Raw genomic sequence first — 26,798 nt, forward strand, 5'->3', positions numbered from 1 at the left:
AGCCCGCCAGGCAGATTGCCTAGGCGGGCTTTTTGTTTTCAGGTTCTGGTTTAGATTTCCGCTGTTATGACTCGCTAGGCCTTTAAGAATCCTGCGTGAAAGCGTAAATGGTCATCGATGAAGCTTTGGATAAAGAAGTAACTATGGTCGTAACCAGGCTGCATACGAAGTTTCACATCACTGCCTGAGCTTTCCGCCGCGGCAAGCAGTAATTCAGGTTTGAGCTGCTCTTGCAAAAATCCGTCGTCTTCACCTTGATCGACTAGGATAGGCAGTATGGCTTGTGCCCCTTGCAGTAGTTCAACACTGTCGTATTGTTTCCAATCTTCGGTGTTGTTACCTAAATAATGGCTGAGCGCTTTCTGTCCCCAAGGGCAGTTCATTGGATTGCTGATTGGGCTAAACGCAGAAATAGAGCGGTAGCGTTCACTGTTCTTTAAGCCAATGGTCAAAGCACCGTGCCCACCCATGCTGTGCCCAGAGATAGAGCGTACGCTAGTGACCGGAAAATGCTCTTCGATTAGCATTGGCAGTTCATCGACGATGTAGCTGTACATCTGGTAATGCTGATTCCAAGGCGCTTGAGTGGCATTAACATAAAAGCCAGCACCGAGCCCAAAATCGTAAGCACCTTCTGGATCATCCGGCACGCCTTCTCCACGAGGGCTGGTATCCGGTGCGACGATGGCAATACCAAGCTTAGCGGCAGCGCGAAACGCGCCCGCTTTCTGCATGAAGTTCTCATCGGTGCAGGTTAAGCCTGATAGCCAATAAAGGACTGGCACTGGATTGTCGGCGCTTGCCTCTGGTGGCAAGTAAATCGCAAAGCGCATCGAGCAGTTGAGTACATTAGAGCTATGTTGGTATTGCTTGTGCCAACCACCAAACACTTTTGCTTGGCTAAGGTTTTCTATTGTCATTCTATTAACCTAAATGAAAATAGGGCTCTGTATGTCAGAGCCCTAAGTCAGAGTTTAGTAGTGGATTACGGTACGGATACTTTCGCCTTTATGCATAAGATCGAAGGCTTCGTTGATGTTTTCCAGAGGCATAGTGTGCGTGATGAACTCTTGTAGTCCAAACTCGCCTGCCATGTAGCGATTTACGATCTCTGGAAGTTCACTGCGGCCTTTAACGCCACCAAATGCACTACCACGCCATACGCGACCAGTAACCAGTTGGAATGGACGAGTCGAGATCTCTTGACCTGCACCAGCAACACCAATGATAACCGACTCACCCCAACCTTTGTGGCAGCACTCAAGTGCTTGACGCATCACGTTGACGTTACCGATACACTCGAAAGAGTAGTCAACACCACCGTCAGTCATCTCGATGATCACTTCTTGAATCGGCTTATCAAACTTCTGCGGGTTAATCACGTCAGTTGCGCCAAGTTGCTGAGCAAGCTCGAACTTGCTTTCGTTGATGTCTACACCAATGATTTTGCTTGCGCCAGCCATGCGAGCGCCAATGATTGCAGATAAACCGATACCACCAAGACCGAAGATAGCGACGGTATCGCCTTTCTCAACTTTAGCCGTGTTAAGCACTGCGCCCATACCCGTTGTTACGCCACAGCCAAGTAGACACACTTCTTCAAGCGGAGCTTCTTTGTTTACTTTAGCCAGTGAAATCTCAGGGAGTACAGTGTACTCAGAGAACGTAGAGCAGCCCATGTAGTGGTAGATAGGTTGACCATCTTTATAGAAACGAGTGGTACCGTCTGGCATCAGACCTTTACCTTGGGTTTCACGAACCGCTTGGCATAGGTTAGTTTTACCCGACTTACAGAATTTACATTCGCCACATTCCGCTGTGTATAGTGGGATAACGTGGTCGCCGACTTCAACGCTGGTAACACCTTCGCCAATCATTTCAACGATACCGCCACCTTCATGACCAAGAATGCTTGGGAAGATGCCCTCTGGATCGTCGCCAGATAGTGTGAATGCATCGGTGTGGCAAACGCCAGTCGCCACGATTTTCACCAATACTTCACCCGCCTTTGGTAGCATGACATCGACTTCTTCCATTTTTAGTGGTTGGTTTGGACCCCATGCGACAGCAGCACGTGATTTAATAAATTGTTCAGTCATGGTTTTTCCTTATTCTCTCAAGGTAGTGGTTTCAAGGTCACGAATCTATATATAAGAAAACAAACGGCTAACCCAGTAAGGTTAGTTCAGTTCAGCCCGTTTGCATCGGATGGCAAGCAGTATATTTGTTTCTTAAAAAATGATAATTACGTAAATATGAAATACACTATTACCAATTTGTAATAATCGGATTGAGTCATGGCAAATTGGGAAGGCATTAATGAGTTTGTGGCGGTGGTCGAAACACAGAGCTTTACTGCGGCGGCAGAGCGCCTGTCGACTTCCGTTGCTAACATCAGCCGCAGAGTTAATGCATTAGAAGATAAGCTGGCGGTGAAGCTGTTTGTTCGCACCACGAGAAAGGTGTCAGTGACCGAAGTCGGGGCAACCTATTATCAGCACTGTAAGCCACTCGTAGATGGGCTGGCGTTGGCTGAGCTTGCGATTACTCAATTGCAAGCGAGCCCGACAGGCAAAATCAAGATGACCGCGCCAGTCACCTTTGGTGAACAGGTGCTTGCGCCACTCATGCATGAATTTTTATTGCAGTATCCGCAGATTGAGCTGGATTTGGTTCTGTCCAATCAGAAGATGGATCTGGTGCAAGAAGGTTACGATCTTGCCGTGCGTTTGGGTAAGCTTGATGACTCGAGCATGATGGCTCGTAAGCTGCTCGACCGGCACATGTTCGTCTGTGCTAGCCCTGAATACCTAACCAAACATGGTGAGCCACACACATTGTCTGAGTTGAAGCGGCACCAGTGTCTTCGAGGTTCAACCAAATACTGGCGCTTTGAAGATAAGGGTACAGAACGGTTGATACACGTTGATGGCCGCGTACAGTGTAATAGTGGGTATGCGTTGGTGGATGCCGCATTAAAAGGATTGGGAATTGTTCAGCTTCCCGATTATTATGTGCAGCCTTATTTAGAGGCTGGTGAATTAGTGGAAGTGCTGACACCCTATCGTGGTGATCAAGAGGGCATCTGGGCACTCTACCCACAGAACCGCATGCTAACCTCAAAGATAAGAACCCTGATTGACTATTTATCCGAAGCATTAAAATGAGAGCCTCATGACTGACAAGCCTACACCGTCAACGACTTCGACAGACACCACCTTTAGCGAACAAGATCATACTTTTATGCGCCGAGCGATGGAGCTAGCCTCTCTTGCCGAAGCAGAAGGTGAGGTCCCGGTAGGTGCGTTGCTGGTAAAAGACGGTGAGGTCGTCGCTGAGGGTTGGAACCAATCTATCGGCGCGCATGATGCCAGTGCTCACGCAGAAATGCAGGTTATCCGCAAAGCAGGCAAGGTGTTGGAAAACTATCGACTGCTTGATACCACGCTATATGTCACCCTAGAGCCTTGCCCAATGTGTGCTGGCGCACTTTTACATAGCCGTGTAAAACGGGTTGTCTTTGGTGCACCCGATTTAAAAGCGGGCGCAGCAGGTACGGTATTAAATCTGTTTGAAAGCCAAGCGTCTTATCACTATGCAGATGTTGAGTCTGGGTTACTTGAGCAAGAGTGTCGTCATCAGCTGCAAGCCTTTTTTAAACGTCGTCGAAAAGAGATCAAAGCCGCTAAGCAAGAAAAACAGAGGCAAGAGCAGCAGGAGCAGTTAGGGCAGAAAATGGATAAGTAATGGAAGGGCAGTGTGGGGATATTTAGCAAACATCTGCGTGGCAGATGCTTGCTGTCTTTGCTTTACAGTGTCTCTTCTACGAAGATAGTAACTGCATAAACGAACGATGACGCCAAATAACTTTCTTCTTATTGTTGGCCATCATACGTCTGCGGCGGTTTGCGGCCACCGTCTTATTAAGGTGTTTAGCCTGGGTTCTTTTCTTCGCCAGCATAAAACAACCTCCTTTTACTACGGGTAAACCTCTCCGATCTAAATCCCTACGCATTGGGCGTATTCGATGTCCTTATTAGTGGAGCGTTGTCGGAGTCCCAAACACACGGCGTCCACTCAATAGTTTGAGTAGTCAAAACGTGTGAACAGTGTTGGTTGGTACGGATGTACCTGCCAGTTGAGAGCGAATAATGCATCAGAACAATGGATTAAAACGAGCGATCAGTACGAATTTCTCGCTGCTCTCAACCAGTAATGTAAGGCCTTGCTGGTCGGATTTCAAGTGTGCGAAAGCAGTTTGTTTCGCACACAAAGACTTGGTTATAGAAACCATCAATAGTTAGCGGCCCGTATTACCACCTATGGTAGGTTTTACTGCAGGTTGAGCACCACTACTCGTGGACTCCGCAGCTGAAACCGCACCCGATACTGGAGGCAGCGGTGGTATCACGATCAGACCGTCGGTCGTTAGCTCTTGCTCAGCTTGTTCAGCAAGCTGCTTGTCAACATGGCCAATGATACTTTGATAGTAACGGCGAATGTTCTCAACGTAATTACGCGCCTCATCACCACGTGCATAGCCATAACGTGTTTGACTGTAGAACTTTTTCTGACGGAGTAGCGGTAGGCGATCTTTCACATCCGCCCAAGCATCAGGGTCGCCACCTTGACGTTTCGTCAGGCGCCTTGCATCCATCATATGACCAAAGCCAACGTTGTAAGAAGCCAGGGCAAACCAGATCTTTTCGTGCTCAGTGATGGAGTCTGGCACGCGATCAACGATACGTCTTAAGTACTCAACACCGCCACGAACAGACTGCTCAGGATCAAGACGATTGGTAACATTAACGCTTTTCGCGGTCGGGAGCGTCAGCATCATCATTCCGCGTACTCCTGTTGGCGACTTGGCAATGGGATTCCAATGCGATTCTTGATAGGCCAGTGCTGCAATCAAACGCCAGTCGAACTCTTTCGAGTACTTCTTAAATAGTGGTGACCATTTAGGTAGCTTGTTGTCGAGAGCGCGAATGAATGCGCGCGTATCGACGTAATCGAATACGCCTATGTGACCGATATACTTCTCTTCTAAATTAGCCAGCTCACCGGTTTGCTTGAGCTGTCCGAAAAACTCGATGAGTAGGGCATATAGGCTTTCATCTTCTGATTGGCGCATATACCAAGAAATCGGTTGGTCTTCGGTCATCTCGAAAGCGAGCGCCAAATCTGGATAGATACGTTGTGATAATGATAGCTCAACCGAATCCGCCATGGTAAAGCGCAGTTTACCTTCTGATACTTGCTTGAGCAGGTCATTGACGTCCGCATTGGCATCGACGTAGTAGCGAATATCTGGGTGTTGGTTGGCAACCGAGGCTAAGGTTTTTTCGAAATGTGAGTCTTTGACGATGGCAAACACCTCTTCGCCATCGGCTTTATCTATCAGCTCTTGTTGAGTATTCAGCAATTGCTCTAGGTTGCGTGGGCGCCATTGACCTTTTTTATACACCACTTGTTGGCTGACATAATAGTAAGCCGGGCCAGCTCGAAATTTCTGAATTCGTTCAGGCGACTGACTCAAGCCTGCGGCAATGATATCAATTTCGCCTTTTTGCAAAGCTGGAAAGAGGCTCGCTTGGCGGAATGCCGGTTTCATTTCTAGCTTCACACCCAGCGCATCGGCAAACTGTCTTGCAAGCTCGTAATCCAGCCCGGTTGGACCGTCAGGGCCGATGTAGTAGGAGAGCTGGTTATTGAGAGTACCAACACGAAGCACGCCGCGTTCTTTGATGCTTTCTAATTCACTCTTTGGATCAGAATCGATTTGACAGCCTGCCAAGCCAATAGTGAGTAGACAGGCAGACAGCAATTTTAACCAGCGGCGGTTAGGCCAACGAACAACAGATGGACTTTGCATTAATTCATAGATCTCACAACGTTAGTGCTGCCTTTATACCAAAGCTGTGCGTGTTGGCAAAGCGAGATAGCAGAAACAACCGAGAGTGGTCACTTTATCATCGATCTCTAGCGTATTTCGGCAAAACAAAAAAAAATGACGAAAACGTTTGCGCCAACGCTTACGTCACAAAAAAAAATCCTCTATAATACCGCCGCATCAAGGTAGGAGAAATCGTTATAAGTTCAGTTTTTAATATTAACTGATTGAATTTATAAGAATTTCACCTAAATCAACTGCATAAGAGACCTAAGCACATGAGAATTTTGCGTGGTTCCCCAGCTCTTTCTGAGTTTCGTGTTAACAAGCTACTAGAGCTTTGTCGTGAACTAAACCTACCAGTAACAGGTATTTACGCTGAGTTTGCCCACTTTGCCGACCTAACGGCAGACCTGGATGCGTCTGAAGTTGAAAAATTAGAGAAGTTGCTGACTTACGGTCCAACTATCGAAGAGCACGAGCCGACTGGCACACTGCTATTAGTGACACCTCGCCCTGGCACCATCTCGCCATGGTCTTCTAAATCTACGGATATCGCGAATAACTGTGGCCTAGACAAAGTGACTCGTCTAGAGCGCGGTACTGCATACTATGTAGAGACATCAAGCGAACTGACTGAGCTTCAACTTGTTGAGCTTAAAGCGGTGATCCACGACCGTATGATGGAAGTGGTTTTCTCTGACTTCGAATCAGCGGCAGCGCTGTTCCAAGTGGCAGAGCCAGCACCGGTTGCCGATGTTGACCTACTTACAGGCGGTCGCAAAGCACTAGAAGACGCGAACGTGACGCTTGGTCTTGCACTTGCAGAAGATGAAATTGATTACCTAGTTGAAAGCTTTGTGACTAAGCTAGAGCGCAACCCAACAGACATCGAATTGATGATGTTTGCACAGGCGAACTCTGAGCACTGTCGTCACAAGATCTTCAACGCAGATTGGACTATTGACGGCGTTAAGCAAGACAAGTCGCTGTTCAAGATGATCAAAAACACATTTGAAACGACGCCAGACCACGTTTTGTCTGCATACAAAGATAATGCAGCGGTTATGGAAGGCTCTGAAGTGGGTCGTTTCTTCCCAGATCCAAAAACACGTCAGTACGGCTACAACCACGAGAAAGCGCACATCCTAATGAAGGTGGAAACGCACAACCACCCAACAGCGATTTCTCCATGGCCAGGCGCATCGACAGGTAGTGGCGGCGAAATCCGTGACGAAGGCGCAACAGGTATTGGCGGTAAGCCAAAAGCAGGTCTTGTAGGCTTTACTACGTCGAACCTTCGCATTCCTGGTTTTGAGCAGCCTTGGGAAACAGATTTTGGTAAGCCAGGTCGTATCGTTAATGCACTGGATATCATGCTAGAAGGTCCACTAGGTGGCGCAGCATTTAACAACGAATTTGGTCGTCCAAACCTACTGGGTTACTTCCGTACTTACGAAGAGAAGGTAACGTCTCACGCAGGTGAAGAAGTGCGTGGTTACCACAAGCCGATCATGATTGCTGGTGGTATGGGTAACATCCGTGACGAGCACGTTCAGAAGAAAGAGATCCCAGTAGGTGCAAGCCTAATCGTACTTGGTGGTCCTGCAATGAACATCGGTCTTGGTGGCGGTGCGGCGTCTTCTATGGCGTCTGGTCAGTCTGCTGAAGACCTAGACTTTGCGTCAGTACAGCGTGAAAACCCAGAGATGGAACGTCGCTGTCAAGAAGTGATCGACCGCTGCTGGCAGCTAGGTGAAGACAACCCAATCGCATTTATCCACGATGTGGGCGCAGGCGGTATCTCAAACGCACTTCCTGAGCTTGTGGACGATGGTGAGCGCGGCGGTATCTTCCAACTACGTGACGTACCTAATGATGAGCCAGGCATGAGCCCACTTGAGATCTGGTGTAACGAATCTCAAGAGCGCTATGTAATGGCGGTTGCGCCAGAGAACATGGAAGCATTCGATGCTATCTGTAAGCGTGAGCGCGCACCATACGCAGTGGTGGGTGTGGCAACAGAAGAGCGTGAACTGAAACTTGAAGATTCACACTTCGACAACACGCCAATTGACATGCCGATGGACATCCTTCTTGGTAAAACGCCGAAGATGCACCGTGATGCGAAAACACTGAAAGTAGACAGCCCTGCTATCTCTCGCGAAGGCATTGAAATGAACGATGCGGTTGACCGCGTTCTTCGCCTACCAACAGTTGCAGAGAAAACATTCCTAATCACCATCGGTGACCGTACCGTTACAGGTCTGGTTGCTCGTGACCAGATGGTTGGTCCTTGGCAGGTGCCGGTAGCAAACTGCGCAGTCACAGCAGCGAGCTACGATACTTACCACGGTGAAGCGATGTCTATGGGTGAGCGCACGCCAGTTGCTCTTCTAGACTTTGGCGCGTCTGCGCGTCTAGCGGTAGGTGAGTCTCTGACTAACATCGCAGCAACAGACATCGGTGATATTAAGCGTATTAAGCTATCAGCTAACTGGATGTCTCCAGCGGGTCACCCTGGTGAAGACGCTGGTCTTTACGAAGCGGTGAAAGCGGTAGGTGAAGAGCTATGTCCAGCACTGGGTCTAACGATTCCAGTAGGTAAAGACTCAATGTCGATGAAGACCAAGTGGAACGAGAATGGTGAAGACAAAGAAGTCACGTCGCCACTTTCACTGGTTATCACTGCATTTGGTCGTGTGGAAGACGTTCGTAAGACGGTCACGCCGCAGCTTCGCACCCCAGAGACCTTGGAAGGACTAGGCGAGTCGTCTCTTGTTCTTGTTGACCTAGGTAACGGTAAAAACCGTCTAGGTGCAACAGCATTGGCACAGGTTTACAAGCAGCTTGGTGATAAGCCAGCAGACGTAGACAACGCAGAGCAGCTAAAAGGCTTCTTCGATGCGATGCAAACCCTTGTTCGTGATGACAAGCTGGTGGCTTACCACGATAAAGGCGATGGCGGTCTATTCGTAACCCTTGCTGAGATGGCATTTGCGGGTCACTGTGGCGTGAAAGCTGACATCGCAAGCCTGTCTTCTTCAGAGAACGGCGAAGATACACTAGCGGCGCTATTTAACGAAGAGCTGGGTGCGGTTGTTCAGGTTAAGAATGACGACCTAGAAGCGGTGAAAGCGGTTCTAGCGGCGAACGGCCTAGAAGCATGTTCTCACGTCATCGGCAGCGTTGAAGCGTCTGACGACTTCGTGATCACTTCTGGTGATGCGGTTGTTATCGAGCGCTCTCGTACAGAGCTACGTACTATCTGGGCTGAAACGACGCACAAGATGCAGTCTCTGCGTGACAACTCTGCGTGTGCAGACCAAGAGCACGAAGCGAAGAAAGACAACTCTGACCCAGGTCTGAACGTGAAACTGAGCTTCGACGTTAAAGAAGACGTTGCAGCGCCATACATCGCGACGGGCGCTAAGCCTAAGATGGCAATTCTTCGTGAGCAGGGTGTGAACTCTCACGTTGAAATGGCAGCAGCGTTTGACCGTGCTGGCTTTGAAGCAACAGACATCCACATGAGCGACATCCTTACGGGTCAAGCAGTTCTAGAAGAGTACCAAGGTCTTGTGGCTTGTGGTGGCTTCTCTTACGGTGACGTTCTTGGTGCGGGTGAAGGTTGGGCGAAGTCTATCCTGTTCAACGACCAAGCGCGTGACCAGTTCCAGAGCTTCTTCCATCGCGAAGACACCTTCTCACTAGGTGTGTGTAACGGCTGTCAGATGCTATCGAACCTAAAAGAGCTGATCCCAGGTGCAGACCTATGGCCACGCTTCGTTCGTAACGAATCTGAGCGCTTTGAAGCTCGCTTTAGCCTAGTAGAAGTGCAGAAGTCTGACTCTATCTTCTTCGATGGCATGGAAGGTTCACGTATGCCAATCGCAGTTTCTCACGGTGAAGGCCGCGTAGAGGTTCGCGACACTGACCACCTAAACGCGATTGAAGCATCAGGTACGGTAGCGGTGCGTTACGTTGATAACAACGGCAACCCAACGCAGCAATATCCAAACAACCCGAACGGTTCACCAAACGCAATCACAGGTCTAACGACTCGTGACGGTCGTGTAACTATTATGATGCCGCACCCAGAGCGTGTATTCCGTACGGTTGCTAACTCTTGGGCGCCAGAGTCTTGGGGTGAAGACAGTGCTTGGATGCGCATGTTCCGCAACGCTCGCGTGAACGTAGGTAAGTAATCAAACTAAGGCAACTGCCTCAAAGGTTACAACCAAATAGTTAATGAAGTCCTCAGTGGAAACACTGGGGACTTTTTCTTATAAAAACTCTGAGCGTCAGCGCTCGATTTGTGTTCTAATACCGCGCTGGCTTAGGGATGGTCAGTATTACATTGCTGGAATATCCCTTAACAAAGTCTTTAGGAAATACATAAATGTCTGAAAATAAAAAATTTACTATCCGTCTAACGGAAAAGCGTAACGGCTGGTCTGCAGAGATCATTCGTCAAGTGACTTCTCGTCGCACGGTTGTGTCTAAGCGTGAGATGGGCTTTGAGAGCCAAGAGTTGGCTCAAGCGTGGGCGGATAAAGAGCTTGCTGGTTTTATCGAAAACCAAGCAAAGCGCAATGTGCGCAAAGCAGAAGCTCGCGCAGCGAAAGCAGAAGCAGCAGCGAAAGCTGAAGCAGATAGCGAAGAGTAGTTCTTTTCGCTCTGATGGTGGTTCCTAGGGATACCCCTAGGAACGCATTATCACTTTTAACTCAGTTCTACTGACTTACCTGAGCGTTCAATTGCTCAACCAAACCATCCTCTAACCCAAGTTGGGTTGCCAACTCTTTCAAATACGCTTTTTCCATAAAGTTTTGCTCATCAGCCACTAATAGACTGGCTAGGTATATCTCTGTCGCGTGTTCTGGTGACACGGCTAATCGAGCGATCTCAGTAGGATCAAGAGGCTTTGCTATCTCCGCTTGAATCAATTGTTGTACTGATACGTCAGCATCGATTTGGGTGAGCGCTTGCTCGATCTTTGCCATTTCTTGCTCGTCAATATGTCCATCAGCCTTGGCTGCTGCGATCATTGCTTTGAGCACCGATTCATCGTGTTGCGAAGTTTGGGTAAAGTTATCCGGGGTTTGCGGTGAGCTAGAAGTCGTGGACTCTCCCTTGTTGTAATCGTTATAGAGCTTGTAAGCGAGCGCACCTAATGCCGCGGCACCACCCACACCTAGCGCAGTTTTGCCCATTTTTTTGGTCTTCTTAGAGCCCATTAGCATACCAAGTAAACCTCCGCCTACCGCACCAGCACCAAGGGCTCCAAGAGTTTTCTTGTCGCCGAGCGCTTGGCCGATGCTTGACGAAGATTGGCTCGCTTTTTGGGTAGCTTGATTGACGATATCTGAATTAAGGGCTTGGTTAAGCAGTGATCTTAGGTTCATCTGTTACTCCTAGTCAGGTGGCATTCCACCATCATAAGAAAGCGAACATGAACAGAGTATGAAGGCAATAAAAAAGGCCGCATAGCGGCCTTTAGGATAATTGGGTAACGATTAAGCTAGCTGAGCTTTCACGTGAGCCACGATATTATCGATAGCGATTGGCGTTTTGTCACCAGTACGACGGTTCTTGTATTCGAAGTTACCTTCGTCCATGCTGCGGTCACCAATAACTACAGTATGAGGAACACCGACAAGCTCCATATCAGAGAACATAACGCCTGGACGCTCTTTACGATCGTCAAATAGCACTTCGATACCAGCCGCAGTCAGTTCTGCGTATAGCTTCTCTGCTGCTTCTTTAACGCGCTCAGACTTATGCATGTTCATCGGTACGATCGCAACTTGGAATGGTGCGATAGCGTCAGGCCAGATGATGCCGTACTTATCGTTGTTCTGTTCGATAGCTGCTGCTACCACACGTGAAACACCGATACCGTAACAACCCATCTCTAGGATAACGTTCTTACCGTCAGGACCAAGCACGCCACAGTTCATCTTCTCAGAGTAGTTTTTACCTAGCTGGAAGATATGGCCGACTTCGATACCACGCTTAAGCAGGATAGTACCTTGACCACATGGGCTTGGATCGCCTTCTACAACGTTACGTAGATCTTCTACTTTACCAAGCTCAACGTCACGACCCCAGTTGATGCCAAAGTAGTGCTTGTCATCAACGTTAGCGCCAGCGCCAAAGTCGCTCATTACTGCAACCGAGCGGTCAACAATAAATGGTAGCTCAAGACCAACCGGACCTAGTGAACCAGGACCTGCGCCAATTGCAGCGCGAATTTCTTCTTCTGTTGCCATTTCTAGAGGAGAGGCAACTTCAGCAATTTTCTCAGCTTTGATTTCGTTAAGCTCGTGGTCACCACGGATGATAAGGCCGACAAGCGGCGCTTCGATTTCATCAGAAGCTTTAACAAACAGCGTTTTCACTGTTTTCTCGATTGGTAGGTCGAACTGTTCAATAAGCTCAGCAATGGTTTTCGCATTTGGCGTATCAACCAAAGTCACTTCTTGAGTTGGAGCGGCAAGCTCTACTGCAGGCGCTAGTGCTTCTGCTTTTTCGATGTTTGCAGCGTAGTCAGACTCAGAAGAGAAGGCGATAAGGTCTTCACCGCTTTCTGCCAATACGTGGAATTCGTGTGAGCCGTTACCACCGATAGCACCGGTATCAGCCAGCACAGGGCGGTAGTCTAGACCCATGCGGTCAAACGCTTTGCAGTAAGCATCGTGCATCGCTTCGTAAGACTTCTCTAAGCCGTCTTTGTCGATGTCGAAGCTGTACGCATCCATCATTGAGAATTCACGTGCACGCATCACACCAAAACGTGGGCGGCGCTCATCACGGAATTTAGTTTGGATTTGGTACAGGTTAAGTGGTAGCTGCTTGTACGAGTTAACTTCGTTACGCACAAGGCTAGTGATCACTTCTTCTGCTGTTGGGCTTAGTACAAACGGACGCTCATGACGGTCAGTGAAGCGAAGAAGCTCATCACCCATCTTTTCAGATCGGCCTGTCTCTTCCCATAGTTCAAACGGCTGCACTACGGGCATCAAAGTCTCAACTGCACCTGCATTATCGATCTCTTGGCGAACGATGTTTTCGACTTTACGCAGAACACGTAGACCCGTAGGTAGCCAAGTGTATAGACCTGAAGCTAGCTTACGAATCATACCTGCACGCAGCATGAGCTGGTGACTTACAACTTCTGCGTCGTTTGGTGTCTCCTTCAGAGTAGAAAGAAGATAGTTACTGGTACGCATTTATGGGTATCCGTTCATCATGTTGATAGTAAATCTGGGCAGAGGCGCCCAAATTGAGTTAAGCCGCCTATGATATCAGCCAAACGCCTTTCTACCAAATGACTTTGCTAGCAAATAGGTCTCATCAATAAACCGCTAGGATCCGGTGTTTAGAGAGTCTCAATGGCGGTGACGACAATGTGATCGCTATTGGCTTTAAATTTTACGTTCCAATCGAACAGTCTCACGCCATATTCTTTGTCGTCAATTTTGCCTTTTTTATAGGCTGGCCTTGGGTCTTGTGCGAGCACTTCGCTGATGATTTGCTGTTTATGTTGGCCGTCTGGGCTGTTAGTTAAACTCTCAAGCGCGTGGGGTGTGAACATGATTGGTGTTGCCTCGGGCTCGGATTCTGCGTATCCCCCTTTTACATCAGTGATGGAGTCGGAATAGGGGATATAGGGTTTAATATCTACAATAGGGGTACCATCGACCAAATCGACGCTACCGACATCGATAAACACTTGTTGACCCTTCTGTCTAACCCCTCGAAATTCAACTGCAGACATTCCTATACCATTTGGTCTAAATGTGGCGCGGCTAGCAAGCACACCAATGCGTTCATTACCACCCAAGCGTGGCGGTCTTACCGTTGGTTTCCAGCCCGCTTCTAGGTTTTGGTCAAACAGAAATAACAGCCATAGATGCGAGAACTGCTCGAGACCGCGTACGGCTTCTAGACAATTAATGTCTCCCTGTAAGGCAATTGAGGCCGTGGCACTGGGCACTAATCTGGGCTGTCTAGGGACGGCAAACTTCTCTTTATAGGGGGAATGAATGGTACCAATAGGGTGCAGAGAGTAGCTCATTGACTGAGTCCTGGTTCACATAATTCAATATTCATCATTTCAGACGCGCGGTTTTTTTTCAATCTCGATATGTTGAGGTTTTTTTAGAGCTAATTCCCTGTCATAAGGGTGAAAAGATGAATATGTCACAAGAATGTTATAGTTTATTTTATATTTAGATCAATATAAGTCATTGTATAGTTGCTAACATCATGGTTAAAAATCGCACTGAATTTACAATTGGCAACATTTTAGGCTTTTATTATTGAGCTCGCTCACGTACCCTGCGCCTGCTTTTTACAAAGTTGTCAGAAATAAGACCGATGAGTGTCATCTGAAGTAAAGAACTTTGTTAACAGCTAGGACAATATAAAAAAGGAGGGGACAGATGAGTTCATCTGCCACAATGAAACACAACAAGCCAAAAAAGCCTCTATTTACCCGTTTTCTAGACGGCGTTGAGTACTTGGGGAACCTATTACCCCACCCAATCACACTATTTGCGATTTTCTGTCTAGCTATTCTTGTCATGTCTGGCATCGCTGGATACTTCGATGTTGCCGTTGCTGACCCTCGCCCTGAAGGCGCTGCTGGTCGTGCTGCGAACGGTATGATTGAAGTTGTGAGCCTTCTTAATGCTGAAGGTCTACAGTTAATTGTTACTAACCTAGTGAAAAACTTCACAGGCTTCGCACCACTTGGTACCGTGCTCGTTGCGATGCTTGGTGTCGCGATCGCTGAGCACTCAGGCATGCTTTCAGCGGCAATGCGTGGTCTAGTTATGGGCGCATCTAAGCGCATGGTAACGGTCACAGTCGTATTTGCGGGTATCATTTCTAACACTGCGTCAGAGCTTGGTTACGTCGTACTTATTCCGTTGGCAGCAATGCTGTTCCACTCTCTAGGACGTCACCCTCTAGCCGGTCTTGCTGCTGCGTTTGCTGGTGTATCGGGCGGTTACTCTGCGAACCTACTTATTGGTACGGTAGACCCACTGCTATCAGGTATCACTGAAACAGCAGCTCAAATGATTGATCCAAACTACACCGTTGGCCCTGAGTCGAACTGGTACTTCATGTTTGTATCGACGTTCTTTATCGCTATTACAGGTGCGTTTGTTACCGAGAAAATCGTTGAACCAAAACTTGGTAAATACAACGATGAAGAAGCCTCAGAAGATCTGTCTAACGACAGCATGGGCTCTTTGACTGCGGTTGAGAAGAAAGGCCTGAAAATGGCGGGTATTGCGGTTCTTCTAGTGAGTGCAATTATCGCTTCTACGGTTGTTCCAGAGAACGGTGTACTTCGTACTGCTGATGGTCAAATCGCGGGTTCTCCATTCCTTAAGAGTATCGTAGCGTTTATCTTTGTATTCTTCGCAATTCCAGGCTTTGTTTACGGCAAAGTGACTGGCTCTATGAAGAATGATCGTGATGTGATTGATGCGATGTCGAAGTCCATGTCTTCAATGGGTATGTACATTGTACTGGTGTTCTTTGCCGCGCAATTTGTAGCTTTCTTTAAGTGGACTAACTTCGGTCAAGTGTTCGCTGTAGCGGGTGCAGACTTCTTACAGACTATTGGTCTAACAGGTCCAGCTCTGTTCTTCGCATTTATCCTAATGTGTGGTTTCATCAACCTGATGATCGGCTCAGCATCGGCTCAGTGGGCGGTAACAGCGCCTATCTTCGTACCTATGCTAATGCTAGTCGGTTACGCTCCTGAGACCATTCAGGCGGCTTACCGTATCGGTGACTCAACCACTAACATCATCACACCAATGATGAGCTACTTCGGTCTTATCCTTGCAGTAGCGACTCGCTACATGAAGAACCTAGGTATCGGTACGCTGATTGCGACCATGCTACCTTACTCAATCTGCTTCATTGTAGGTTGGAGTATCTTGTTCTACGTGTGGGTATTCCTACTAGGTCTGCCAGTTGGCCCTGGTGCGGCAACGTACTACACGCCTTAAGCGAAGACTCAATTATCGATATAAAAAAAATGCTCCCGACTGGGAGCATTTTTTTATGGATTGAACTGGGTGCTATTTTAGCTTCTCTAGGTCTGCTTCAATCTCTGCAATCTTACTCGACACGACTTTTTCTAAGTGGCGAAGGTCGGAAAGGATCTTCTGTTTAACATCGACTTCGGTGGCTTCAATCGGCTTGGTGAGACGGTTCAGCTCATCAATAACCAGCGTTAGGTTGCGATTGATTTCAGTGACTTGCTTGTAGCTTTGGCTGCTACTGTCAGTACGGACGTTTTTGACTTGCCTTGGATATTTGAACTTAACACTTTTCGCAAAAAGCTCGCCCTTCTGCTTACGAAAATAGATTTTTAACACATCTTTATGCGCTTCTTGGCGTAGGGAGTAACGCTCTATTTGTTTAGGATCTTGAATGCCTAAACCAATGAGGTTTGGATACATAGATGACCTCTTAGGTTGTGTGTTTCTTTTACAACTGTAGCAGGCAATGAAGGGGGTAGATAGCTGATTAAAGTGCAGTTTACAGAGAATTGTGGAGGAGATCGCCTAAATGACGATCTCCTTTGTGCGAAGCTACTATTGACTGAGTTTTGGCCAGCTGCAATCGCTGGATAATGAGCTCTAGTTAGTTATTTGCTCTGAAATATTCTCTTGAAGCTTTTGCTTGAGAATGGCTTGTTCTTCGTCAGTAAGACGTGAGCCATTTTCACCGGTTAAGATAAATAAATCCTCAGCCCGTTCGCCAATGGTGGTGATCTTCGCGGCATGAATACTCAAATTGAGTTGGGCAAATGTTGCCCCCACCTTGGCGAGTAAGCCGGGTGCGTCGAGAGCGACCAGTTCCATAAGAGTGCGCTTTTTGCCTTTGGTCGGCAAAAAGTCGACTTTGGTTTTGACGTTAAAGTGCTTGAGGTTTCTTGGTGCACGGCGCGTCTTGATTTTAGTCGGTCTACCATCTTCCAATACGTGCAATAGATGCTTGATAACCGTTGCGTGGCGGTTGGCATCAATCGCGTCACCATGCTGATCGAGTACCATAAAGGTATCGAGTACAAACCCATCTTTACTGGTCATGATTTGAGCATCATGAACGTTAAAGTTGCGTCGATCGAGTTCTGCTACAACGGTCGCAAATAGGGCTGGTTGATCTTTGCTATACACAAAGACTTCTGTGCCTCCTCGAGTAGCGTGCTTGCTCATCAAGATCAGCGGCTTGGAAGGATCATCAAGCTTTAAGATATGCTCACTGTGCCACGCAATTTGTTTGTGAGTATGGCGCAGGAAATAATCGGCTTTAAAGCGCTGCCACAACACTTCAATTTCTCTTGCAACAAAGCCCTGTTTACGAAGTAGCGCAGAAGCTAGCTGCTGATTGTGACGGATACGATCCCGTACATCGACAGGGTTTTCTAATCCACGGCGTAACACGCGTTGAGTTGAGTAAAACAGCTCCGCCAGTAAGGTACGTTTCCAACTGTTCCAAAGCTCCGGGTTGGTGGCGCATATATCGGCGACGGTTAAGCAAAGCAAGTACTCAAGGTACTCTTCATCACGCACTTTTTTAGCGAACTCGATAATGACATCGGGATCGTAAATGTCGCGACGTTGGGCAGTCACTGACATCAACAAGTGATTTTGAACTAACCAAGAAACCAGTTTGGCTTCAGGTTTCGACAGGCCGTGCTCCATGCAAAACTCAAATGCTTCCACAGCACCGATTTCGGAGTGATCACCACCGCGTCCTTTGCCGATATCATGGAAAATCGCTGCTAGGATTAGCAGCTCTTTCTTTTGCATTCTCGGATAGACTTCGCAGCAGATAGGGTGCTTACTGTAGCTCTCTTCGAGACTGAATGTATGAATGTGATTGAGAAGGCGTACACTGTGCTCATCAACGGTATAAACGTGGAACAGATCGAACTGCATCTGGCCGACGATTTGACTCCACTGCGGTAGATAAGCCGCCAGTACGCCAAGTTTATGCATCAATCGAAATGCTCGATGAAGGGCATTGGGGTGGCGTACCAAGTCCATGAATTTCTCCCTCGCTTCAGGGATAGTGTGCAAGAACTTGTTCAGTCTGCGTCTTGCGGTGCGAAGCTGCCTTAGCGTTGCAGGGCTCACTCCTTCGATACTGGAGTCGTTGGCGATATGGATAAACATATCGAGGATGGTTTCAGGACGAGCTTGAAACAGTGCCGGCTTTCTTGCTTCAATCAGCTTACCACGACGCTGAAAGTCGTCGTCGATGATTTCTGCTTGCTGGATCTGTCCTTTGTTGATAATCGCTTGATCAAACAGCTTTAAGAGCATTTTGTTGAGCTCTGCAACACGCCTTAACGTGCGGTAGAACTCTTTCATCATGGTTTCTACAGCGACATTACCCTCACCGACAAAGCCAAGATTTTCTGCCACTTGCGCTTGATGAGCAAACATCAAACGATTGTCATAACGTCTAAGCTCAATGTGTAGAGCAAAACGTACGCGCCATAGGAAGTTCTGACATTCCACCAGTTCTCGGTACTCAGCATCGGTAAGAAAGCCGAAGCGGCTCATCTCATAGAGCGACGTCGCGCCAAAGTGACTGCGAGCCACCCAGCTCAGTGTATGAATGTCACGCAGGCCGCCTGGGGTGGATTTAATGTCGGGCTCAAGGTTGTACGTTGTGTCGTGATATTTGGCGTGACGTGCTCGCTGCTCTTCGATTTTAGCGCGGTAGAAGGTTTCCGATGGCCAGAAGTTGTCGGAGTCTATTTGCGCTTTTAACTGCGAAAAGGTGTCTTCACTGCCACACAGAAGTCTGGCTTCTTGTAAGTTGGTGGCGACGGTCAAATCAGATTGACCAATCTCGATACATTCATCGACGGTTCGTACCGCATGGCCCACTTCTAGTTTGAGATCCCAAAGTAGGGTAATGAACTCACTGATGGTGCTTTCCAGCTTAGCGGGTATCTTTTTGCGTGATACTACTAAAATATCGATATCAGACAATGGGTGGAGTTCACCACGGCCATAGCCGCCGACGGCAACTAGTGACAAATAGGTCTGATTTGAAAGCTCAGAGGCGGACCACAAGCGACGAAGCAATTGATCGATATAATCTGAGCGACCCAGCACAAGATCGGTGATTGGGTGATGATTGAGAAACTCTTGTTTTTGATGTTCAGCAAAGGTTTCGAGTTGAGCTTTGAGCTCTTGAATATTGAGTTGCTCATCACTGAGCGATGTTGGGCTTTGAAAAGTCATGTGTGCAATCCGTGCAAGCAAAAAAATGTCACTAACAAGGGTTATACCAAAATAGGGCGGATAAAAAAATATCCCCAGAGAGTGGGGATATTTTTACAAACGTGATTAGTGAAGCTTAAAGGTTGTTCATGTGGCGAGGAATGCTTTCATCGCTACGAAGTGTCAGTACTTCACAACCCGTCTTAGTCACGACAATGGTGTGCTCCCACTGCGCGGAGTTTTTGCCATCACCTGTGTACACTGTCCAATCGTCTTCTGCGTCGATGCTGCAACCAAACTTACCAGCGTTGATCATCGGTTCGATAGTAAACACCATGCCTTCTTTTAGCACGCGGCGGTCGTTGTTCTTGTAGTGAACCACTTGCGGCTCTTCATGGAACTCAGAGCCGATACCGTGACCGCAGAAGTCTTTTACGATAGAGAACTTGTTACGTGGGTTCTTTTTGTTGTTCGCTTTGATGAACTTTTCGATTTCAGTACCGATGGCGCCAACCGTCGAGCCCGGCTTAACGGTTTTCATACCTAGGTATAGCGCTTCTTGCGCAACCATGGCGAGACGCTTGTCCGCTGGAGACACGTCACCGACTAGGAACATTTTAGATGTGTCACCGTGGTAGCCTTCTGGGCGAGTATCTAGAGACGCATTTTCATCGTTAGGGATGATAACCGTCACGTCGACGTTGACGATATCGCCGTTTTTAAGTACCGCTGGCTTGAGCTTACCTGTTGTACCCATAGCGTCTTCTTCAGCTGGGATGCCATGACAAACGATATGGTTGATGGATGTACAGATTGATTTTGGATAACCGTGGTAATCGAGCGGCGCTGAATACGCCCCTTTTTCACGAGTATACTCAGCACAAATTCTATCTAGCTCCTCAGTCGTGACCCCTTCTTTTACGTGAGGTTCGATCATTTCTAAAAGCTCTGCTGCAAGCTTACCTGCGATTCGCATTCTTTCGATTTCAGCTTCAGTTTTGATTTTGATAGACATCTGTGTTCTCTGCATTTTAAATTGACGCGTTATTCTATCAGTGGCGAGATTAAGCGCAACAAGAATAACTCTCACTTCCCTGTTGATACGTTACTCAGTGTAGCTGGGGTTCACACAGACTTCCTCTATTATGCTGGTGTCTCTTTGTACATTTATTGCGATTTTTCTGGAAATCGACCCCTCAAATATGGTATAAAGCGCGCCGATGACAGGACTTAGTCTCTTCACTCTCTATTGATGAAGAATGGCGAGTTAGGTTTTGCATCAACTAAACTTTAATTTAAATCCACACACATTTCGTCACATGTTCCGGGGTGCTTGAGTAATCATTCATACCAAGTCGGATACATGGGGAATGTGGAGGCCTAACCCCATAGAGGAATTTAAAATGGCAACTGTATCAATGCGCGATATGCTAAAAGCTGGTGTTCACTTCGGTCACCAGACTCGTTACTGGAACCCAAAAATGAAGCCATTCATCTTTGGTGCTCGTAACCGCGTACACATCATCAACCTAGAAAAAACTGTACCAATGTTCAACGATGCACTAGCTGAGCTAGCTAAAATCGGTGAGAAGAAAGGTAAAGTTCTTTTCGTTGGTACTAAGCGCGCTGCATCTGAAGCTGTTAAAGAAGCTGCAATCAACGCTGACCAGTTCTACGTGAACAACCGTTGGTTGGGCGGTATGCTAACGAACTACAAAACTGTTCGTCAGTCTATCAAGCGTCTAAAAGATTTCGAAGCACAAGCTCAAGACGGTACTTTCGAGAAACTAACTAAGAAAGAAGCTCTAATGCGTACTCGCGAAACTGAGAAGCTAGAGAAGTCTCTTGGTGGTATCAAGAACATGGGCGGCCTACCAGACGCTCTATTCGTAATCGACGCTGATCACGAGCACATCGCTGTTAAAGAAGCAAACAACCTAGGTATCCCAGTATTTGCTGTTGTTGATACTAACTCTAACCCAGACGGCGTTGACTACGTTATCCCAGGTAACGACGACGCAATCCGTGCAGTACAGCTTTACCTAAACGCTGCTGCAGACGCGGTTAAAGAAGGTCGTAACAAAGATGTTGCTGCTGTAGCTGACAAAGACGGTTTCGTAGAAGAAGCTGAATAATTGCGGCTTTAGCCTCACTTAGTTTTGGATGACACTGAGTCTTCATATAAACTGAGTTATAGTTAGATCAGGGGCCGCATATGTGCCCCTGATTTTTACCCTAATTAGAATCAATCGAGGAATAGAGAATGGCTGTTACTGCTGCTCTAGTTAAAGAACTGCGCGACCGTACTGGCGCAGGCATGATGGAATGTAAGAAAGCGCTTGTTGAAACTAACGGCGACATCGAAGTTGCTATCGAAAACATGCGTAAGTCTGGCGCTGCTAAAGCTGCTAAGAAAGCGGGCAACATCGCTGCTGAAGGCGCGATCATCATCAAAGAAGAAAACGGCGTTGCTGTTCTTCTTGAAGTTAACTGCCAAACTGACTTCGTTGCTAAAGATGGTAACTTCACTGCATTCGCAGAGAAAGTTGCAGCTGACGCACTAGCATCTAAAGCTTCTGTTGAAGAGCTAGTTGCTAAGTTCGAAGAAGAGCGTGTTACTCTTGTTGCTAAGATCGGTGAGAACATCAACATCCGTCGCGTACAGTACGTTGAAGGTGCTGCAATCGCTGCTTACCGTCACGGTGAGAAAATCGGTGTTGTTGTTGCTGGTGAAGGCGACGCAGAAACTCTTAAGCACGTTGCTATGCACGTTGCTGCTTCTCGTCCAGAGTTCGTTAACCCAGAAGACGTACCTGCAGACGTAGTAGAAAAAGAGAAAGCAGTTCAAGTTGAAATCGCTATGAACGAAGGCAAACCAGCTGAAATCGCAGAGAAGATGGTTGTTGGCCGCATGAAGAAATTCACTGGCGAAATCTCTCTAACTGGTCAAGCGTTCGTAATGGAGCCAAAGAAAACTGTTGGCGAAATCCTAAAAGAGCGTGGCGCATCTGTAGCGACTTTCGTTCGTCTAGAAGTTGGTGAAGGCATCGACAAAGGCGAAGAAATGAGCTTTGCAGACGAAGTAGCAGCAGCTCAGAAAGGTTAATCCTTGACGATTTGTTGATAAGAGACCGTAGCCTTGGCTGCGGTCTTTTTACGACTAGGCTATCTGTTATTTTTTAATCGTCATGAGTTGAGATTCCTGTGCTAGTCTCAACCCATGACCGTTAATCGATAACTCTTTGGAAGGTATACTCCATGACAACGAACCCAAAACCTGCTTATCAACGTATTCTGTTAAAACTTAGTGGCGAGGCTCTACAAGGCGAAGAAGGCTTTGGTATCGACCCTAAAATCTTGGATCGTATGGCTCAAGAAGTAAAAGAGCTAGTAGAACTGGGTGTTCAAGTTGGTGTTGTAATTGGTGGTGGTAACCTATTCCGTGGTGCGGGTCTTGCTGAAGCTGGCATGAACCGTGTTGTTGGTGACCACATGGGTATGCTTGCGACTGTAATGAATGGTCTAGCAATGCGTGATGCTCTACACCGTGCTTATGTAAATGCTCGTGTAATGTCTGCTATTCCACTTAAAGGTGTATGTGACGATTACAACTGGGCTGACGCGATCCGCGAACTTCGTCAAGGTCGCGTGGTTATCTTCTCTGCAGGTACAGGTAACCCATTCTTCACCACTGACTCTGCTGCGTGTCTACGTGGTATTGAAATCGAAGCTGACGTGGTTCTTAAAGCAACTAAAGTAGATGGTGTATTTACGGCTGATCCAGTGGCTAACCCAGATGCAGTATTATGTGATAAGCTCACTTACAACTCAGTTTTGGAAAAAGAACTGAAAGTAATGGACTTGGCTGCATTCACATTGGCACGTGATCACAAGATGCCAATTCGTGTATTTAACATGAACAAGCCAGGTGCACTTCGCCGAGTTGTGATGGGTGAAGCAGAAGGCACGCTTATCAGCGACGCAGAATAAGAGTACACTCTTAACCAGAATTATCGAAGGACATAGCCTGAAAGCAGACTGGCTTTCAGGTTACTATTATTTAAGGTGATATTGTGATTAACGAAATCCAACAAGACGCTCAAGAGCGCATGGCAAAAAGTGTTGAAGCACTAAAAAACAACCTAACTAAAATCCGTACAGGTCGTGCACACCCAAGCCTTCTTCAAGGTCTCTCTGTAGAGTACTACGGTGCACCAACGCCTCTTAACCAAGTTGCTAACGTTATCGCTGAAGATGCACGTACTCTAGCAATCACGGTATTCGACAAAGAGCTTGCGCCTAAAGTTGAAAAAGCGATCATGATGTCTGACCTTGGTCTAAACCCAATGTCAGCGGGTACGGTTATCCGTGTTCCACTTCCACCACTAACAGAAGAGCGTCGTAAAGACCTAGTTAAGATCGTTCGTGGCGAAGCAGAAGGTGGCCGCGTTGCTATCCGTAACATCCGTCGTGATGCTAACGGCGAACTAAAAGCGCTACTGAAAGACAAAGAGATCTCTGAAGACGAAGATCGTAAAGCGCAGGACGAAATCCAGAAAATCACTGATGCAGCCGTTAAGAACGTTGACGAGTTGCTAGCAGCGAAAGAAAAAGAGTTGATGGAAGTCTAAATTTTCATCGATTGACTCTTGTAAAGACGCTGTGCTGACAGCACAGCGTTTTTTTATGCTACTCTGTTCGTCCCAATTATAACTACACTCTTTTATGCAGAACTCAGACACCTTCAACGACGCCCTCCCTAAACATATCGCGATCATCATGGATGGCAACGGCCGTTGGGCTAAGTCCAAGGGTAAGCCTCGCGTATTTGGGCACAAAAAAGGGGTTTCCGCGGTTCGTAAAACGATTTCAGCGGCGGCTAAGCTAAATATTCAAGCCGTAACCTTGTTTGCGTTTAGCAGCGAGAATTGGCGTCGTCCTGAGGACGAAGTTGGCTTATTGATGGAGCTGTTTATCACGGTTCTATCTAGTGAAATAAAAAAACTCCATAAGAATAACCTAAGGCTGCGTATTATCGGCGATAAGTCGCGTTTTAATGATAGGTTGCAACGCAAAATTGCGGAAGCGGAAGCGCTGACCGCAAACAACACCGGCACGGTGGTTAATGTTGCAGCAAACTACGGCGGCAAATGGGATATCTTGCAAGCGACCAAAACTTTGGCTGCGATGGTTGAAAAAGGCGAGCTGAATGCATCGGATATTACCGAAGACATGATCAGTCAGCATGTCACTATGTCGGACTTGCCAGATGTCGATCTACTGATTCGCACCAGCGGAGAGTGTCGCATCAGTAACTTTATGCTATGGCAGATGGCCTATGCTGAAATGTACTTTATGGATGAGTACTGGCCAGAATTTAACGAAGATACTCTGGTTAAAGCGATTACCTGGTTTATTAACCGAGAGAGACGCTTCGGGTGTACCGGAGAGCAAGTCAAAGCGTTAATGGAAGCCAATTAAGGACGATTTAATTTGAAACAACGAATTATTACCGCCCTGATCCTAGCGCCGCTGGTGGTCTGGGGGATCTTTTCTTTGCCACTTCTGTGGTTTTTAGGACTCATTTCTGCGATTACGATGATCGGCGTCTGGGAATGGGCTCAATTTACAAAAACACCATCTCGTCTTGTTGCTATGCTACCAACGACGGCAGCACTGGTTGCTTCTTTGGCACTGGTACCGTTTGATGTCGCATCGCTCAATACCATTGCTCCAACGCACATTGCAATCCTAGGCATTGGTTTTGGCTGGTGGTTGGTCGCGAGTGGACTGGCGATGACTTATCCTAAGTCCTCGGTGCTGTGGGAGCGTTCTAACTTTCTTAGACACACGTTCGGGATCCTAACGCTTATTCCATTCTTGTGGAGTATCGTTATTCTTCGTGGTCAGCATTACCACCTTGATCCGTACTATGGCTCTAAGTTGGTGCTGTTTGTTTGCCTGATAGTTTGGGCAGCCGATAGTGGCGCGTACTTTGCCGGTAAGAGTCTGGGTAAGCGAAAAATGGCTCCGAATGTCAGTCCTAACAAAACCATTGAAGGTTTGTTAGGTGGTATCGCGGCAGCGCTTATCGTCGCTTGGGGCAGCTCAGCAATCTTTGATATCCAATTTACCAGCTTCACTAGTATGGCTATCATTACTTTAGCAACAGTTGTGATTTCTGTGTTGGGTGACCTGGTTGAGAGTATGTTTAAGCGCGTATCGAAAATTAAAGACAGTAGCAACATCATACCAGGCCATGGAGGGGTGCTTGATCGTGTTGACAGCTTAACAGCAGCCTTCCCAGTCTTTGCCCTCCTATATCTCGTGTTTTAATGTTTCAAAGAGAGAGTGAATTTGTCACTCTCTCTTTGGTTTAACAGTGGTTGTAATTCGCATGCAAAATCTCACCATTCTTGGTGCTACAGGCTCTATTGGCGCTAGCACATTAAAAGTTGTCTCGGAAAACCCTTCAGCTTTCAGCATTTACGCGCTTGTTGGTGGCAAAAATGTCACTAAAATGGCTGAACTCTGCGCAGCTTGGCAGCCACAGTTTGCGGTGCTGAGCGAAGAAGCGGATGCTAAGCAGTTAAAGTCATTGCTGGTGCCAGGTGCACGCACTCAGGTGTTATTTGGTGAGCAAGCGATGTGTGACGTGTCGAGTGCTAGCGATGTGGACATGGTCATGGCGGCGATTGTTGGCGCTGCGGGTCTTATGCCAACGCTGGCTGCAGTGAAAGCTGGGAAACGTGTGCTGTTAGCAAATAAAGAAGCGTTGGTCATGTCTGGTCAGTTATTTATCGATGCAGTGCGAGAGCATGGCGCTTCATTGCTGCCCGTTGACAGTGAGCATAACGCTATCTTCCAATGTTTGCCGGCGAGCATTCAAACCAACCTTGGTCATTGCCAGCTTGGCGAATCGGGTATTAACCATATCCTTCTGACGGGCTCTGGTGGTCCGTTCCGTTATACCGATGTGGCCGAGCTACAGAGCAAAACGCCCGCCGAAGCCATTGCACATCCCAATTGGTCTATGGGACCAAAGATTTCCGTCGATTCAGCGACTATGATGAACAAAGGCTTGGAGTTCATTGAGGCGCGTTGGTTGTTTAACACGGCTAAAGAGCAGCTTAAAGTGATTATTCATCCGCAGTCTGTAATCCATTCTATGGTGCAATACAACGATGGGTCAGTATTAGCACAAATGGGTGAGCCAGATATGGCAACGCCGATCGCTTATTCCATGTCATACCCGGACCGAATTCCAGCTGGGGTGCAGCCACTTGATTTCACTAAAGTGGGTGAGCTGACTTTCCTCGAGCCAGATTATTCACGTTACCCATGTTTGGCATTAGCGATGGAGGCGTGTTTCGAAGGTCAGCATGCCACGACGGCCATTAATGCTGCCAATGAGATTGCTGTGGAAGCATTCTTAGCTGAAAGCATTCGATTTACCGATATAAGCTCAGTAAATGAACGTGTTATGTCGAAAGTCTGTGCATCAAATGAATTTAAACAATTGGATAACTTGGAAACTATTCTCGAGCTAGATAGAATGGCTCGCAGCTATGCGCGTGAGATAGTGCGCTCGTTTTAAATGAAGCTTGTTTAACTCAAAGACAGGTTTT

Annotated in this window: 21 protein-coding genes; 12 read left to right on the plus strand and 9 right to left on the minus strand. The window is 47.4% G+C overall.

Annotated elements, in window-relative coordinates; translation table 11 throughout:
* Positions 1–74: 74 nt before the first annotated feature.
* Entirely contained in the window at positions 75–920 is an 846-nt protein-coding gene (fghA, locus tag AAA946_RS03650) for an S-formylglutathione hydrolase (protein WP_338163661.1), read from the minus strand.
* 54 nt (positions 921–974) lie between these two features.
* On the minus strand, positions 975–2,099 hold the full coding sequence (locus AAA946_RS03655) for an S-(hydroxymethyl)glutathione dehydrogenase/class III alcohol dehydrogenase (protein ID WP_338163662.1): 1,125 nt from the start codon (positions 2,097–2,099) through the stop codon (positions 975–977).
* Positions 2,100–2,297: 198 nt separating this feature from the next.
* On the opposite strand from AAA946_RS03655, the gene AAA946_RS03660 reads away from it, so the two are divergent.
* Positions 2,298–3,167 (plus strand): LysR family transcriptional regulator, encoded by an 870-nt coding sequence (locus tag AAA946_RS03660; RefSeq protein ID WP_338163663.1) that lies wholly within the window; start codon positions 2,298–2,300, stop codon positions 3,165–3,167.
* A gap of 7 nt (positions 3,168–3,174) precedes the next feature.
* Positions 3,175–3,747, plus strand: a complete 573-nt coding sequence (gene tadA / locus AAA946_RS03665; protein ID WP_338163664.1) for a tRNA adenosine(34) deaminase TadA — start codon at positions 3,175–3,177, stop codon at positions 3,745–3,747.
* 553 nt (positions 3,748–4,300) lie between these two features.
* On the opposite strand, the gene mltF is transcribed toward tadA, so the two are convergent.
* Positions 4,301–5,875, minus strand: a complete 1,575-nt coding sequence (gene mltF, locus AAA946_RS03670) for a membrane-bound lytic murein transglycosylase MltF (protein WP_338163665.1) — start codon at positions 5,873–5,875, stop codon at positions 4,301–4,303.
* Positions 5,876–6,171: 296 nt separating this feature from the next.
* Between mltF and purL the strand changes: the two genes are divergently transcribed.
* Together purL and AAA946_RS03680 are read left to right on the plus strand one after the other, a co-directional pair.
* Complete coding sequence (purL, locus tag AAA946_RS03675; RefSeq protein ID WP_338163666.1) at positions 6,172–10,101, plus strand: phosphoribosylformylglycinamidine synthase; 3,930 nt, start codon at positions 6,172–6,174, stop codon at positions 10,099–10,101.
* 194 nt (positions 10,102–10,295) lie between these two features.
* Positions 10,296–10,562, plus strand: coding sequence for a DUF3622 domain-containing protein (locus AAA946_RS03680; RefSeq protein ID WP_338163667.1), 267 nt, complete (start codon positions 10,296–10,298; stop codon positions 10,560–10,562).
* A gap of 67 nt (positions 10,563–10,629) precedes the next feature.
* On the opposite strand, the gene AAA946_RS03685 is transcribed toward AAA946_RS03680, so the two are convergent.
* From AAA946_RS03685 to tsaA, 3 genes are all read right to left on the minus strand, one after another.
* Positions 10,630–11,301, minus strand: a complete 672-nt coding sequence (locus AAA946_RS03685; protein ID WP_338163668.1) for a tellurite resistance TerB family protein — start codon at positions 11,299–11,301, stop codon at positions 10,630–10,632.
* Between the two features lie 111 nt (positions 11,302–11,412).
* On the minus strand, positions 11,413–13,128 hold the full coding sequence (locus AAA946_RS03690) for a proline--tRNA ligase (protein ID WP_338163669.1): 1,716 nt from the start codon (positions 13,126–13,128) through the stop codon (positions 11,413–11,415).
* Positions 13,129–13,277: 149 nt separating this feature from the next.
* On the minus strand, positions 13,278–13,976 hold the full coding sequence (gene tsaA / locus AAA946_RS03695; RefSeq protein ID WP_338163670.1) for a tRNA (N6-threonylcarbamoyladenosine(37)-N6)-methyltransferase TrmO: 699 nt from the start codon (positions 13,974–13,976) through the stop codon (positions 13,278–13,280).
* 367 nt (positions 13,977–14,343) lie between these two features.
* Between tsaA and AAA946_RS03700 the strand changes: the two genes are divergently transcribed.
* Entirely contained in the window at positions 14,344–15,930 is a 1,587-nt protein-coding gene (locus tag AAA946_RS03700) for an AbgT family transporter (protein ID WP_338163671.1), read from the plus strand.
* Positions 15,931–16,002: 72 nt separating this feature from the next.
* On the opposite strand, the gene AAA946_RS03705 is transcribed toward AAA946_RS03700, so the two are convergent.
* The 3 genes from AAA946_RS03705 to map all read right to left on the minus strand — a co-directional run bounded on the left by AAA946_RS03705 (position 16,003) and on the right by map (position 20,185).
* A complete protein-coding gene (locus AAA946_RS03705) occupies positions 16,003–16,386 on the minus strand; it encodes a DUF3461 family protein (RefSeq protein WP_112461211.1) in 384 nt (127 codons plus the stop codon).
* A gap of 180 nt (positions 16,387–16,566) precedes the next feature.
* Positions 16,567–19,191: a bifunctional uridylyltransferase/uridylyl-removing protein GlnD gene (gene glnD, locus AAA946_RS03710; protein WP_338163672.1), complete on the minus strand. Its 2,625-nt coding sequence runs from the start codon at positions 19,189–19,191 to the stop codon at positions 16,567–16,569.
* 115 nt (positions 19,192–19,306) lie between these two features.
* Positions 19,307–20,185, minus strand: a complete 879-nt coding sequence (gene map / locus AAA946_RS03715) for a type I methionyl aminopeptidase (protein ID WP_338163673.1) — start codon at positions 20,183–20,185, stop codon at positions 19,307–19,309.
* Positions 20,186–20,573: 388 nt separating this feature from the next.
* On the opposite strand from map, the gene rpsB reads away from it, so the two are divergent.
* The 7 genes from rpsB to ispC all read left to right on the plus strand — a co-directional run bounded on the left by rpsB (position 20,574) and on the right by ispC (position 26,767).
* Positions 20,574–21,305: a 30S ribosomal protein S2 gene (gene rpsB, locus AAA946_RS03720; protein ID WP_338163674.1), complete on the plus strand. Its 732-nt coding sequence runs from the start codon at positions 20,574–20,576 to the stop codon at positions 21,303–21,305.
* A gap of 128 nt (positions 21,306–21,433) precedes the next feature.
* Positions 21,434–22,276 (plus strand): translation elongation factor Ts, encoded by an 843-nt coding sequence (gene tsf / locus AAA946_RS03725; RefSeq protein ID WP_338163675.1) that lies wholly within the window; start codon positions 21,434–21,436, stop codon positions 22,274–22,276.
* Positions 22,277–22,428: 152 nt separating this feature from the next.
* On the plus strand, positions 22,429–23,160 hold the full coding sequence (gene pyrH, locus AAA946_RS03730; RefSeq protein WP_234494393.1) for a UMP kinase: 732 nt from the start codon (positions 22,429–22,431) through the stop codon (positions 23,158–23,160).
* A gap of 83 nt (positions 23,161–23,243) precedes the next feature.
* Entirely contained in the window at positions 23,244–23,801 is a 558-nt protein-coding gene (frr, locus tag AAA946_RS03735; protein ID WP_042476355.1) for a ribosome recycling factor, read from the plus strand.
* A gap of 94 nt (positions 23,802–23,895) precedes the next feature.
* Positions 23,896–24,651, plus strand: coding sequence for an isoprenyl transferase (locus AAA946_RS03740; RefSeq protein WP_338163676.1), 756 nt, complete (start codon positions 23,896–23,898; stop codon positions 24,649–24,651).
* A 12-nt stretch (positions 24,652–24,663) separates the two neighbouring features.
* Positions 24,664–25,506 carry a phosphatidate cytidylyltransferase gene (locus AAA946_RS03745; RefSeq protein WP_338163677.1) on the plus strand — a complete coding sequence of 281 codons (843 nt, stop codon included), beginning with the start codon at positions 24,664–24,666 and terminating at the stop codon, positions 25,504–25,506.
* Positions 25,507–25,567: 61 nt separating this feature from the next.
* Positions 25,568–26,767 (plus strand): 1-deoxy-D-xylulose-5-phosphate reductoisomerase, encoded by a 1,200-nt coding sequence (ispC, locus tag AAA946_RS03750; RefSeq protein ID WP_338163678.1) that lies wholly within the window; start codon positions 25,568–25,570, stop codon positions 26,765–26,767.
* Positions 26,768–26,798: the final 31 nt, after the last annotated feature.

Origin of the sequence: Vibrio sp. 10N (assembly GCF_036245475.1) — a bacterium.
Taxonomy (GTDB): Bacteria; Pseudomonadota; Gammaproteobacteria; order Enterobacterales; family Vibrionaceae; genus Vibrio.

Bases quoted from the DNA above. Each gene is read 5' to 3' on its own strand.
- fghA (WP_338163661.1), bottom strand. From the start codon at position 920: ATGACAATAGAAAACCTTAGCCAAGCAAAAGTGTTTGGTGGTTGGCAC.
- AAA946_RS03655 (WP_338163662.1), bottom strand. From the start codon at position 2,099: ATGACTGAACAATTTATTAAATCACGTGCTGCTGTCGCATGGGGTCCA.
- AAA946_RS03660 (WP_338163663.1), top strand. From the start codon at position 2,298: ATGGCAAATTGGGAAGGCATTAATGAGTTTGTGGCGGTGGTCGAAACA.
- tadA (WP_338163664.1), top strand. From the start codon at position 3,175: ATGACTGACAAGCCTACACCGTCAACGACTTCGACAGACACCACCTTT.
- mltF (WP_338163665.1), bottom strand. From the start codon at position 5,875: ATGCAAAGTCCATCTGTTGTTCGTTGGCCTAACCGCCGCTGGTTAAAA.
- purL (WP_338163666.1), top strand. From the start codon at position 6,172: ATGAGAATTTTGCGTGGTTCCCCAGCTCTTTCTGAGTTTCGTGTTAAC.
- AAA946_RS03680 (WP_338163667.1), top strand. From the start codon at position 10,296: ATGTCTGAAAATAAAAAATTTACTATCCGTCTAACGGAAAAGCGTAAC.
- AAA946_RS03685 (WP_338163668.1), bottom strand. From the start codon at position 11,301: ATGAACCTAAGATCACTGCTTAACCAAGCCCTTAATTCAGATATCGTC.
- AAA946_RS03690 (WP_338163669.1), bottom strand. From the start codon at position 13,128: ATGCGTACCAGTAACTATCTTCTTTCTACTCTGAAGGAGACACCAAAC.
- tsaA (WP_338163670.1), bottom strand. From the start codon at position 13,976: ATGAGCTACTCTCTGCACCCTATTGGTACCATTCATTCCCCCTATAAA.
- AAA946_RS03700 (WP_338163671.1), top strand. From the start codon at position 14,344: ATGAGTTCATCTGCCACAATGAAACACAACAAGCCAAAAAAGCCTCTA.
- AAA946_RS03705 (WP_112461211.1), bottom strand. From the start codon at position 16,386: ATGTATCCAAACCTCATTGGTTTAGGCATTCAAGATCCTAAACAAATA.
- glnD (WP_338163672.1), bottom strand. From the start codon at position 19,191: ATGACTTTTCAAAGCCCAACATCGCTCAGTGATGAGCAACTCAATATT.
- map (WP_338163673.1), bottom strand. From the start codon at position 20,185: ATGTCTATCAAAATCAAAACTGAAGCTGAAATCGAAAGAATGCGAATC.
- rpsB (WP_338163674.1), top strand. From the start codon at position 20,574: ATGGCAACTGTATCAATGCGCGATATGCTAAAAGCTGGTGTTCACTTC.
- tsf (WP_338163675.1), top strand. From the start codon at position 21,434: ATGGCTGTTACTGCTGCTCTAGTTAAAGAACTGCGCGACCGTACTGGC.
- pyrH (WP_234494393.1), top strand. From the start codon at position 22,429: ATGACAACGAACCCAAAACCTGCTTATCAACGTATTCTGTTAAAACTT.
- AAA946_RS03740 (WP_338163676.1), top strand. From the start codon at position 23,896: ATGCAGAACTCAGACACCTTCAACGACGCCCTCCCTAAACATATCGCG.
- ispC (WP_338163678.1), top strand. From the start codon at position 25,568: ATGCAAAATCTCACCATTCTTGGTGCTACAGGCTCTATTGGCGCTAGC.